The following is a 12,592-nucleotide window of genomic DNA, read 5'->3' on the forward strand; positions in this document are numbered from 1 at the left end:
TGTTCCCCCTCACGCCTTGCGCACGGCGGCGACGATCTTCTGGGCGGCATCGTCGAGGTCGTCGGCCGGAATGACGTTGAGGCCGGAGGAGCGGATGATCGCCTTGCCTTCCTCGACATTCGTTCCCTCCAGCCGCACGACCAGGGGCACTTCGAGCCCGACCGTCTTCACCGCCGCGATCACGCCGCGGGCGATGACGTCGCATTTCATGATGCCGCCGAAGATGTTGACCAGGATGCCCTTCACATTGGGATCGGCGGTGATGATCTTGAAGGCCGCCGTGACCTTCTCTTCCGAGGCGCCGCCGCCGACATCCAGGAAGTTCGCCGGGCTCTCGCCGTAGAGCTGGATGATGTCGAGCGTCGCCATGGCGAGGCCGGCGCCGTTGACCATGCAGCCGATCGTGCCGTCGAGCGCGATATAGGCGAGGTCATACTTCGACGCCTCGATCTCCTTGGCGTCCTCCTCGGTCTCGTCACGCAGGTTGTAGACGTCCGGGTGGCGGTAGAGCGCGTTGTCGTCGAAGGAGATCTTGGCATCGAGGCAGCGCAGCTTGCCGTCCTTGGTGACGATCAGCGGGTTGATCTCGAGCATCGCCATGTCCTTGGCGATGAAGGCCGCATAGAGCTTCGCCGTCAGATCCTCGGCCTGCTTGGCGAGATCGCCGGAAAGGCCGAGCGCCTCGGCGACGGTGCGGCCGTGCAGCGGCATGATGCCGGAGGCCGGGTCGACCGAGAAAGTCTTGATCTTCTCGGGCGTGTCGTGGGCGACCGCCTCGATATCCATGCCGCCCTCGGTCGAGACGACGAAGGAGACGCGCGAGGTCTCGCGGTCGACCAGCATGGAGAGGTAGAATTCGCGGTCGATCTGCGAGCCGTCTTCGATATAGAGCCGGTTGACCTGCTTGCCGGCCGGGCCGGTCTGCACCGTCACCAGCGTGTTGCCGAGCATCTGCTGGACGAAGGTCTTCGCTTCCTCGATCGACTTCGCCAGGCGCACGCCGCCCTTTTCGCCGGCTTCCGGCTCCTTGAAACTGCCCTTGCCGCGGCCGCCGGCATGGATCTGGGACTTCACCACCCAGACCGGCCCGCGCAGGCGCTTCGCAGCCGTCTCGGCATCCTCGGCCGAGAGCACCGGGAAGCCGTCCGGGACGGGTACGCCGAATTCCCTCAGTAACCCCTTCGCCTGGTATTCATGGATGTTCATCGCGATCTCTCTCGAATGTCGGGGAGAGCGACCGGGCCTTTCCGAGGCGCCGGCCATTCGGAACACAAGCCTTGAACGTTGTATGGGGCGCCGCTCCCCTCCAGCGGGAAGGGAGCGGCGGTCACGCGGAGCGTGCGGCCGGCGGCGGACGGAGTCCGGGCGTCGGCGGAAGCGGGAGCCTGGCGCTCAGCCCTTGATCAGGCCGGCGGCGCGCGCCCACTTGTACTTGGCGCCGAGCACTTCGACCGGCGTTTCCGTGGTGTACGGATAGGCCACGATGCCATGGTCGTAGAGCTTCTCGCAGGCCTTCTCGACCTCGACGTCACCGACCAGCGAGGCGACGATCGGCTTGTCGATGCCTTTGGCGCGCGCCTCGGTGACGACCTCGATCATCTTGTCGGCGAAGACCAGCGGCGGGGTCACGATCGTGTGCCAGTAGCCGAGGATCAGCGCGTGGATGCGCTCGTCGTTGAGGCCGAGCCGGACAGTGTTCTGGTAGGTCAGCGGCGGCTCGCCGCCGGTGATGTCGACCGGGTTGCCGGCCGCGCCGAAGGGCGGGATGAACTTGCGGAAGGCTGCGTCGAGATCGTCCGGCATCTTCATCAGCGTCAGGCCGTTGTCGAAGCAGGCGTCCGAGAGCAGCACGCCGGAGCCGCCGGCGCCGGTGATGATCAGGACGTTCTCGCCCTTCGGCGCCGGCAGGACCTGCACGCCGCGCGCATATTCGAGCATGCCGCGCAGCGAGGGCGCGCGGATGACGCCGGACGCCTTGAGGATGTCGTCATAGATCTTGTCGTTGCCGGCGAGCGCGCCGGTATGGGACGCGGCGGCCTTAGCGCCATAGGCGGTGCGGCCCGCCTTCAGCACGATCACCGGCTTCTTCTTGGAGACGCGCTCGGCGACTTCGGAGAAGGCGCGGCCATCCTTCAGGTCCTCGCAGTGCATCGCGATGACCGAGGTGTTCGGGTCCTGCTCGAAGAAGGTCAGGAGATCGTCCTCGTCGAGGTCCGACTTGTTGCCGAGGCCGACGATCGAGGAGACGCCCATCTTGGTCGAGCGGGCGAAACCGATGATCGACATACCGACGCCTCCGGACTGCGAGGACAGGGCCGCCTTGCCCTTGACGTCGAAGGCCGTGCAGAAGGTCGCGCAGAGGTTCTCCGGCGTATAGTAGAAGCCGTAGATGTTCGGCCCCATGATCCGGACATTGTGCTTGCGGGCCGTCGCCAGCAGCTCTTCCTGCAGCTCGGGCTCGCCGGATTCCGCAAAGCCGGAGGGGATCATCACCGCGCCGGGCACGCCCTTGCGGCCGACTTCGTCCATGGCGCCGTTGCAGAGCTTCGCCGGCACGGCGAAGACCGCGACGTCGACCACCCCGTCATAGTCGAGGATCGACTTGTAGGCCTTGATGCCTTCGATCGTGTCGGCCTTCGGGTGCACCGGAACGATGGTGCCCTTGTAGCCGCCATTGATCAGGTTCTTCATCACCGAATTGCCGATCTTGCCGGCTTCGTTGGAAGCACCGATCACCGCCACGGCCTTCGGATGGAAGATGCGGTTCATCGCCGTGACGATGGCGTCCTGGTCCGGGCGGAAGCGCTCCTTGCGCGCCTCGAAATTGCAGACGATGCGGGCATCGACCGCGGTCGCGCCGGATTTCGTCGCGAAGACGGGATTGAGGTCGAGTTCCTCGATCTCCGGGAAATCGTCGAGCAGCGCCGAGACCTGGACGAGGATGGCGGCGAGGGCATTGCGGTCGACCGGATCGCCGCCGCGCACGCCGTCGAGCATTTCCTTGGCCTTGATCGAGCCGATCATGTCGAGCGCCTGCGCCTCGTTGACCGGCGCCAGGCGGAAGGTCAGGTCTTTCAGCACCTCGACGAGGATGCCACCAAGACCGAACGCCACGAGCTTGCCGAAGGAGGGGTCGGTGATCGCGCCGACCAGCGTCTCGGTTGCGCCCGAGGGCAGCATTTGCTGGACCTGGATGCCCTCGATCTTGGCGTCGGCCTTGTACTTCTTCGCATTGGCCAGGATCGTGTCATGGGCGGAGCGGGCTTCGGCGTCGCTCTTGACGCCGACGATCACGCCGCCGGCATCGGTCTTGTGCAGGATGTCGGCGGACACGATCTTCATCACGACCGGGTAGCCCATGCCGCTCGCGAGCTTGACGGCGTCGTCGGCCGATTTGGCGAGGCCTTCCTTGGGCAGCGGGATATCGTAGGCGTCGCAGACGAGCTTGGCCTCGGGGGCGGTCAGGCCGGTGCGGCCATCCGCCTTGACCCCGTCCAGGACCTTGCGGACGGTCGCCTGGTCTCCTGCTGTTTCACCGGGTTTGATCTTGAGGGCAGCCTGCGTCGCCATGATGCACTTCCTCCCTTGGAATCTTCTTTTGCCGATCCTCGTCGGGCTGCCCGTTTTTCGGTGCGTCCGCCTGGTTCGGGATCTTGATTGGTATTTGGCATGCCAATTCGCGTCGCTGTCAAGAGGGGATCGGCGACCGGAATCCGTGAGACGAGGAGGTGAGCGTGGATGCTTCCTGGGAAGCGATTTCTAATCTGGCATTATGCATGCCAGAGGTTGGCACCTTAGAATCTTTCAGATAACCTCGTGCTTTGCTGCAAGTGCCGGGACAACGGCACGGGGCAAAACGGGGCCCTGGTGCCCGGTGGGAGGACGGTTCGGCCGATGAGCGGGCAGCATAGCCACAATGTCCATGCTTTCGAGCATCCCGGCCTCGGCCGGAAACGTGCCCGATCGACGCCCAAGGGCCGGCAGGTCGAGCCTCGCGCTCTGCAGGAGATCGCGGAACTGCTCGGCGAGCGCCCGCGCCGGCGCGACCTTCTGATCGAGCACCTCCATCTGATCCAGGACCGCTATCACCAGATCTCGGCGGCGCATCTGGCGGCGCTGGCGGATGAGATGCGGCTGTCCTTCGCCGAGGTCTTCGAGACCGCGACCTTCTACGCTCATTTCGACATCGTGAAGGAAGGCGAGCCGACGCTCCCGCCGCTGACGGTGCGCGTCTGCGACAGCCTTACCTGCGCAATGCATCGCTCGGAAGAGCTGCTCGCGAGCCTGAGCCACGCCGCCGGGCCGAGCTTCCGGGTCGTCCGGGCGCCTTGTCTCGGCCTCTGCGACAAGGCTCCCGTGGCGGAAGTCGGCCATCATTTCCTGCATGCGGCGACCAAGCAGAGCGTCCTCGCCGCGATCGAGGCGGGCGACACCCACCCGCACATGGCCGAATACGTCGACTACGACGCCTATCGTTCGGGCGGCGGCTATCAGCTGCTCGACAGCCTGCGCTCCGGCGAGCGCAGCGTCGATTCGATCCTCGCCGTCCTCGACGATTCCGGGCTGCGCGGGCTCGGCGGTGCGGGCTTCCCGACGGGGCGCAAATGGCGCGCCGTGCTCGGTGAGCCGGGGCCGCGCCTGATGGCGATCAATGGCGACGAGGGCGAGCCCGGCACCTTCAAGGACCGGCACTATCTCAATACCGATCCGCACCGCTTCCTCGAGGGCATGCTGATCGGCGCCCATGTCGTCGCGGCCACAGACGTCTACATCTACCTACGCGACGAATACCCGCTGGCGCGCGAGATCTTGACGCGCGAGATCGCCAAGCTGCCGTCGGGCGGCCCGGCGATCCATATGCGCCGCGGGGCAGGGGCCTATATCTGCGGCGAGGAATCGTCCTTGCTCGAGAGCATCGAGGGCAAGCGCGGGCTGCCGCGGCACAAGCCGCCCTATCCCTTCCAGGTCGGGCTCTTCGGCCAGCCGACGCTGATCAACAATGTCGAGACGCTCTACTGGATCCGCGACATCGTCGAGAAGGGCAATGGCTGGTGGAATTCCCATGGCCGCAACGGCCGCACCGGCCTGCGCAGCTATTCGGTCTCCGGCAGGGTCAAGGAGCCCGGCGTCAAGCTCGCCCCGGCGGGCGTGACGATCCGCGAGCTGATCGACGAGTTCTGCGGCGGCATGCAGGACGGCCACCGCTTCCACGCCTATCTGCCGGGTGGCGCCTCCGGCGGCATCCTGCCGGCGCGGATGGACGACATCCCGCTCGATTTCGGCACGCTGGAGAAGCATGGCTGCTTCATCGGCTCGGCCGCCGTCGTCGTGCTTTCCGACCAGGACGACATGCGCGGCGCCGCGCTCAACCTGATGCGCTTCTTCGAGGACGAGAGCTGCGGCCAGTGCACGCCCTGCCGTGCCGGCACGCAGAAGGCGGTGATGCTGATGCAACGCCCTGTCTGGGACCAGGAGCTGCTCGGCGAGCTTTCGCAAGCGATGCGCGACGCCTCGATCTGCGGGCTCGGCCAGGCGGCCTCGAACCCGCTGTCCTGCGTGATGCGTTACTTCCCCGAGGAATTCATGACGAGGGATGCCGCAGAATGACCCAAGGCATCAGCTTCGAACTGAATGGCGAGCGCGTCGAGGCCGCCTATGGCGAGACGATCTGGCAGGTGGCGCAGCGCCTCGGCACCGCGATTCCGCATCTCTGCTATTCGCCGGAGCCCGATTACCGGGCCGACGGCAATTGTCGCGCCTGCATGGTCGAAATCGAGGGCGAGCGCGTGCTCGCCGCCTCCTGCATGCGCAAGCCTACCGTCGGCATGAAGGTCCACACCGGGACCGAGCGGGCCGAGAAGGCCCGCAAGATGGTGATGGAGTTGCTCGTGGCCGACCAGCCGGCGCGCGAGACCTCCCATGATCCGACCTCGAAGTTCTGGAACTGGGCCGAGCGGACCGGCGTCACCGAAAGCCGCTTCCCGGCCGTGGCGCGCTGGAGCTCGGATGTCAGCCACACCGCGATGAGCGTCAATCTCGACGCCTGCATCCAGTGCGGTCTGTGCGTGCGGGCCTGCCGCGAGGTTCAGGTCAACGACGTGATCGGCATGGCCTATCGCAGTGCCGGCGCCAAGATCGTCTTCGATTTCGACGACCCGATGGGCCAGTCGAGCTGCGTCGCTTGCGGCGAATGCGTGCAGGCCTGCCCGACGGGGGCGCTGATGCCCGCGGCCTTCCTCGACGCGAACCAGACGCGCACCGTCTGGCCCGACAGGAAGGTCGATTCGCTCTGCCCCTATTGCGGCGTCGGCTGCCAGGTGACCTACAACGTCAAGGACGAGGAGATCGTCTACGCGGAAGGGCGCGACGGGCCGGCCAACCATAACCGGCTCTGCGTCAAGGGCCGCTTCGGCTTCGACTACATCCACCATCCGCACCGGCTGACCAAGCCGCTGGTGCGGCTGCCTAACATGCCGAAGGATGCGCGCGACCAGGTCGATCCGGCCAATCCCTGGACGCATTTCCGCGAGGCCTCCTGGGAGGAGGCGCTCGATCTCGCGGCGCAGGGGCTCAACCGCATCCGCGACGAGAAGGGCCGCAAGGCACTCGCCGGCTTCGGCTCGGCCAAGGGCTCGAACGAGGAGGCCTATCTCTTCCAGAAGCTGGTGCGCACCGGCTTCGGCTCCAACAATGTCGACCATTGCACCAGGCTCTGCCACGCCTCCTCGGTCGCGGCCCTGATGGAGGGCGTCAATTCCGGCGCGGTCACCGCGCCGTTCGCGGCGGCGCTCGACGCCGAGGTGATCATCGTCATCGGCGCCAATCCGACGGTGAACCATCCGGTGGCGGCGACCTTTATCAAGAACGCCGCCAAGAAGGGCACCAAGCTCGTCGTCATGGACCCGCGGCGCCAGACGCTCTCGCGCCATGCCTGGAAGCATCTCGCCTTCAAGCCGGGCAGCGACGTTGCGATGCTGAACGCGCTGCTGCACACCATCATCACCGAGGGATTGACCGACGAGCAGTACATCGCCGGCTACACCGAAGGCTATGAGCGGCTGAAGGAGAGCATCCAGGCTTTCCCGCCGGAGAAGATGGAGGCGGTCTGCGGCATTCCCGCCGAGACGCTGAAGGAGGTCGCGCGCGCCTATGCCCGCTCGCGCGCCTCGATCATCTTCTGGGGGATGGGCGTCAGCCAGCACATCCACGGCACCGACAATGCCCGTTGTCTGATCGCGCTTGCCATGGTCACCGGCCAGATCGGCCGGCCGGGCACCGGCCTGCATCCGCTGCGCGGCCAGAACAATGTCCAGGGCGCCTCCGATGCCGGCCTGATCCCGATGGTCTATCCGGACTATCAATCGGTCGAGAAGGATGCGGTGCGCGCGATCTTCGAGGATCTCTGGGGCCAGTCGCTCGATCCGAAGCGCGGTCTCACCGTTGTCGAGATCATGGACGCGATCCATGCCGGGCAGATCAACGGCATGTATATCGAGGGCGAGAACCCGGCCATGTCGGATCCCGACCTCAATCATGCCCGCGAGGCGCTGGCGATGCTCGACCATCTCGTCGTGCAGGACCTGTTCCTGACCGAGACCGCCTTCCACGCCGATGTCGTGCTGCCGGCCTCCGCCTTCGCCGAGAAGGTCGGTACCTTCACCAACACCGACAGGCGGGTCCAGATCGCCCGGCAGGTCCTGCGCCCGCCGGGCGATGCCCGGCAGGACTGGTGGATCATCCAGGAAGTCGCCCGCCGGATGGGCTGCGGCTGGAACTATGATGGCCCAGCCGATGTCTTCGCCGAGATGGCGCTGGTCATGCCGTCCTTCCGCAACATCACCTGGGAGCGGCTGGAGCGCGAGGGGGCGGTGACCTATCCGGTCGACGGTCCCGACCAGCCCGGCAACGAGATCATCTTCGCCCGCGGCTTCCCGACCGAGAGCGGGCGGGCCAGGATCGTGCCGGCGAAGATCGTCGCGCCGGACGAAGTGCCGGATGACGAGTATCCGATGGTGCTGTCCACCGGGCGCGTGCTCGAGCACTGGCATACCGGCTCGATGACGCGGCGGGCCGGCGTGCTCGACGATCTCGAGCCGGAGGCGGTGGCGCTGATGTCGCCGCGCGATCTCGGGCGCCTCGGCATCGTGCCCGGCGGCTTCGTCAGGCTGGAGACGCGCCGCGGCGCCGTCGCGGTCAAGGTGCGCTCCGACCGGGACGTGCCGCAGAACATGGTCTTCCTGCCGTTCTGCTATGCCGAGGCGGCGGCGAACCTCCTGACCAATCCGGCGCTCGACCCGTTCGGGAAGATTCCCGAGTTCAAGTTCTGCGCGGTCAGGGCGCTTCCGGTCGATCAGGCACTGACCACGGCGGCCGAGTAGGGGCGGGCGGAGCTGAGCCGAGGGCTGGCGACACGGCGCGGCGTCCCTTCGCACAAGCATGAATAGAACGGAGAAAGGCGGCGGAGGGAGCTCCGCCGCCTTTCTCCTTTTGGCGCTTGGCGCGATCAGGTGCGGGCGCTGCGGCGCGAGTTGCGCCGTTGCTGCGTCCGCGGCGAGGCTTCGCGCATGAAAAAGGGGCGGGCCTCGTTGCCGAGGCGCCGCCCCCCTATCGCGATTTGATCTGGGTCTGGACTATTCCGCCGCGGCGCGCGTCACCGCCCCCGTGGCGCCGGATTCGACGATCGCCGCGATCCGAGCCTCGTCGAGCTTCAGCACGTCGCGCAGCACCTCGTCGGTGTGTTCGCCGAGCAGCGGCGAGCGCTTGACCTCGGACGGGCTATTGGAGAGCTTGATCGGGTTGCCGACCGAGAGGTACTTGCCGCGCTTGGGATGGTCGACCTCGACCACCGTACCGGTCTCGCGCAACGACTTCTCCTCGGCGATCTCCTTCATCGAAAGGATCGGCCCGCAGGGGATGTCGTATTCGTTGAGGATGTCCATGGCCTCGAACTTGGTCTTGGTCATGGTCCACTCTTCGATCCGCCCGAAGATCTCGTTCAGCCTGGGCAGGCGTGCCGGCGGCTTGGCGTAGTTCGGATCGGTTTTCCAGGTGGGCTCGCCGATGACATCGCAGATCTTCTCCCAGACCGGGGCCTGGGTGATGAAATAGATGTAGGCGTTGGGGTCGGTCTCCCAGCCCTTGCATTTCAGGATGCGGCCGGGCTGGCCGCCGCCGGAATCATTGCCGGCGCGCGGCACGGCGTCGCCGAAGGGCACGCCCTCGCCGAACTGGCTGTATTCCTTGAGCGGGCCGTGATCGAGCCGCTGCTGGTCGCGCAGCTTGACGCGGCAGAGATTGAGCACGCCATCTTGCATCGCACAATCGACCTTCTGGCCGAGGCCGGAATGGGTGCGATGGTAGAGCGCGGTGACGATGCCGAGCGCCAGATGCAGGCCGGTTCCCGAATCGCCGATCTGGGCGCCTGTGACGAGCGGTACGCCATCGCGGAAGCCGGTGGTCGAGGCCGCGCCGCCGGCGCACTGGGCGACGTTCTCGTAGACCTTGCAGTCTTCATAGGGGCCCGCGCCGAAGCCCTTGATCGAGGCGACGATCATGCGTGGGTTGACCTCGTGCACCTTCGCCCAGGTCAGGCCCATGCGGTCGAGCACGCCAGGGGCGAAGTTCTCGACCATGACGTCGCAGACCTTCACCATCTCCCAGAGCACCTCCATGCCCCTGGGATTCTTGGTGTCGAGCGTGATCGAGCGCTTGTTGTGGTTCAGCATCGTGAAGTAGAGGCTGTCCGCATCCGGCACGTCGCAGAGCTGGCCGCGCGTGATGTCACCGGTGCCCGGCCTTTCGACCTTGATGACGTCGGCGCCGAACCAGGCGAGGAGCTGCGTGCAGGTCGGCCCGGACTGGACATGGGTGAAATCGAGAACCTTGACGCCTTCTAGCGCTTTCATGTCTGCTCCCTCCCTTATTTCTTCTTGAGTGCGCTTTGCGGATTGAGATTGCCGATGCGGCCGCTCTCGCTGCCGGCGGTCGGGTCGATCACCGCGTTGATCAAGGTCGGCTTGCCGCTGTCCATCGCGGCGTTGACGGCGCGTTTCAGCTCGTCGGGCGAGATCGCGTTGACGCCGACACCGCCGAACGCCTCCATCATGCGGTCGTAGCGAGCATCCCTGACGAACACGGTCGTGGCTGGGTCGTCGCCGGCTGTGTTGACGTCGGTGCCGCGGTAGATGCCGTTATTGTTGAAGATGACGACGCAGACCGGCAGGTTGTACCGGCAGATCGTCTCCACCTCCATGCCGGAGAAGCCGAAGGCCGAATCGCCCTCGACCGCCAGCACCGGCTTGCCGGTCTCGACGGCGGCGGCGATGGCGTAGCCCATGCCGATGCCCATCACGCCCCAGGTGCCGACGTCGAGGCGCTTGCGCGGCTGGTGCATGTCGATGACGCCGCGCGCGAGATCGAGCGTGTTGGCGCCTTCGTTGATCAGAATCGCGTCAGGGCGCTCCGCGATGATGGTGCGCAGCACGCCGAGCGCACCGTGATAGTCCATCGGGACGTTGTTGTTCATCAGGCGCGGCGCCATCTTGGCGACGTTCTCGTCGCGCTTCTTGGCGACGGCCTGCGTCCACTCGGCTGGGGGCGCCTGCCAGGTGCCGCCCATGCCCGCGAGCAGGGCCGAAACGCAGGAGCCGATATCGCCGACCACGGGGGCGACGATCTCGACATTGGAGTCCATTTCCTTGGGCTCGATGTCGATCTGGATGAACTTCTTGGGCTGATCGCCCCAGCTCTTGCCCTTGCCGTGCGACAGCAGCCAGTTGAGCCGCGCGCCGATCAGCATGACGACGTCGGAATCCTTCAGCACGGTCGAGCGCGCCGCACCCGCGCATTGCGGGTGGAGATCCGGCAACAGCCCCTTGGCCATGCTCATCGGCAGGAAGGGAATGCCGCTCTTCTCGACGAGCTGGCGGATCTCGTCGTCCGCCTGGGCGTAGGCCGCGCCCTTGCCGAGAATGATCAGCGGCCGCTTGGCGCCCTTCAGCACGGCGAGCGCGCGCTGGATCGATTCCGGCGCCGGCAACTGCGCCGGAGCGGCGTCGATCACCTTGACCAGCGATTTGCGGCCCTCTTCGGCGTCCATCACCTGGCCGAACAGCTTGGCCGGCAGGTCGAGATAGACGCCGCCGGGCCGGCCTGAGACCGCGGCGCGGATCGCTCGCGCGAGGCCGATGCCGATGTCCTGCGCGTGCAGGACGCGGAACGCCGCCTTGCAGAGGGGCTTGGCGACGGCGAGCTGGTCCATCTCCTCATAGTCGCCCTGCTGCAGGTCGACGATCTCGCGTTCCGACGAGCCGGAGATCAGGATCATCGGGAAGCAGTTCGTCGTCGCATGCGCGAGCGCGGTCAGGCCGTTGAGGAAGCCGGGGGCCGAGACGGTGAGGCAGATGCCAGGCTTCTTGGTGAGGAAGCCGGCAATCGAGGCCGCGTAGCCGGCGTTCTGCTCATGGCGGAACGAGAGCACGCGGATGCCGGCCGCCTGCGCCATGCGGCCGAAATCGGTGATCGGGATGCCCGGCACGCCATAAATGGTGTCGAGGCCGTTGAGCTTCAGCGCATCGATGATGAGATTGAAGCCGTCGGTCAGCTCGCGCGCTGCTTCAGGCGCGGCAGAAGAGATGCTTTGTACGACTGCGGACATCCCGCTTCCTCCCTAGTCTATTGTTTTTTATTGGATATTTTGCTGTTGCCTCGGTCCTGCTCAATCGAGCAGGACGAATTGCTCGACATGCTGTCTCAGCTTGAGCGTGTGCTCGCGGACGAGACGCTCGGCGCGTTCCCCGTTGCGCGTTTCCAGCGCCTCGATGATCTCCTTGTGATCGACGATGGAGCGGCGGGCCCGGTCCCGCTCGAAGATCGTGCGCTGGCGGATGGCGCGCACATGCGTGAACAGGCCGTTGGTGATCTCGGCGATGAGCTTGCAGCCCGAGAGCGCGATGATCGCCGCGTGAAAGCGGATATTGGCGTCGGAATACTCGCCCATGTGCTCTTCGATCGCGTCGCTGTCAAAGGTGTCGACGAGGCCGTGCAGCCCCGAGATCTCCTCGTCGGAGGCGACTTCGGTGGCGAGCCGCGCGGCCATGCTCTCGAGCGCGGCCCAGACCGTGATCATCTCGAGGATCTCGGCCTTGGTCTTGCGCACGATGAAGATGCCGCGGCGCGGGGCGATCCTGACCAGGCCCTCCTGCTCGAGCTGGGCGAGGGCCTCGCGCAGCGGCGTGCGGCTGACGCCGAACTGCAGCGAGAGCGCGCGTTCGTCGAGCCGCAGCTCGGCGCCGGCATCATAGATCTTCATCGCTCCGATCGCGGCTTTCAGCGCCTCATAGGTGCGGCTCTTGAGGCTCTGCACCTCCTCGATGGGCTGAATTTCAAGCTGTGCCTTGACCATGACGAAGTCGATTTCCGTGCTGCCTTGCTCGGGCGCCGTCACGCAGAGTGTGCGACCCGAAGCGGTGGTTTCTGGCATACCATATAATGAAAGAAATGGTCGCGCAACGGCGCAAATCCCGCAACTATTATGCTGCAGCGCATCCAAATATGGCATATTGCATGCCACCAAGTTTCATCCTAGGCTAAC

At 65.9% G+C, this 12,592-nt stretch carries 7 protein-coding genes; 2 read left to right on the forward strand and 5 right to left on the reverse strand.

Annotated elements, in window-relative coordinates; genetic code table 11:
- Window positions 1–9: 9 nt before the first annotated feature.
- Window positions 10–1,206 (reverse strand): ADP-forming succinate--CoA ligase subunit beta, encoded by a 1,197-nt coding sequence (sucC, locus tag DK26_RS12455; RefSeq protein ID WP_066472448.1) that lies wholly within the window; start codon window positions 1,204–1,206, stop codon window positions 10–12.
- A 186-nt stretch (window positions 1,207–1,392) separates the two neighbouring features.
- Window positions 1,393–3,570: an acetate--CoA ligase family protein gene (locus DK26_RS12460; protein ID WP_066472451.1), complete on the reverse strand. Its 2,178-nt coding sequence runs from the start codon at window positions 3,568–3,570 to the stop codon at window positions 1,393–1,395.
- A gap of 324 nt (window positions 3,571–3,894) precedes the next feature.
- Here DK26_RS12460 and DK26_RS12465 point away from each other — a divergent pair, with 324 nt between their 5' ends.
- Window positions 3,895–5,607: an NAD(P)H-dependent oxidoreductase subunit E gene (locus tag DK26_RS12465; RefSeq protein WP_066472454.1), complete on the forward strand. Its 1,713-nt coding sequence runs from the start codon at window positions 3,895–3,897 to the stop codon at window positions 5,605–5,607.
- Complete coding sequence (fdhF, locus tag DK26_RS12470; protein ID WP_066472456.1) at window positions 5,604–8,378, forward strand: formate dehydrogenase subunit alpha; 2,775 nt, start codon at window positions 5,604–5,606, stop codon at window positions 8,376–8,378. The genes DK26_RS12465 and fdhF overlap by 4 nt, the downstream gene beginning before the upstream one ends.
- A gap of 252 nt (window positions 8,379–8,630) precedes the next feature.
- Here fdhF and frc read toward each other — a convergent pair whose 3' ends face one another.
- Genes frc through DK26_RS12485 form a run of 3 tightly spaced genes read right to left on the reverse strand, consistent with a single transcriptional unit; the run spans window position 8,631 to window position 12,403 of the window.
- Window positions 8,631–9,905 carry a formyl-CoA transferase gene (gene frc, locus DK26_RS12475; RefSeq protein ID WP_066472459.1) on the reverse strand — a complete coding sequence of 425 codons (1,275 nt, stop codon included), beginning with the start codon at window positions 9,903–9,905 and terminating at the stop codon, window positions 8,631–8,633.
- Between the two features lie 14 nt (window positions 9,906–9,919).
- The gene (gene oxc, locus DK26_RS12480) at window positions 9,920–11,656 is read right to left on the reverse strand and encodes an oxalyl-CoA decarboxylase (RefSeq protein ID WP_066472460.1); all 1,737 of its coding nucleotides are present in this window, start codon (window positions 11,654–11,656) and stop codon (window positions 9,920–9,922) included.
- A gap of 60 nt (window positions 11,657–11,716) precedes the next feature.
- The gene (locus DK26_RS12485; protein WP_066472461.1) at window positions 11,717–12,403 is read right to left on the reverse strand and encodes a GntR family transcriptional regulator; all 687 of its coding nucleotides are present in this window, start codon (window positions 12,401–12,403) and stop codon (window positions 11,717–11,719) included.
- Window positions 12,404–12,592: the final 189 nt, after the last annotated feature.

Origin of the sequence: Allobosea sp. WAO (assembly GCF_001509835.1) — a bacterium.
Classification (GTDB): Bacteria; Pseudomonadota; Alphaproteobacteria; order Rhizobiales; family Beijerinckiaceae; genus Allobosea.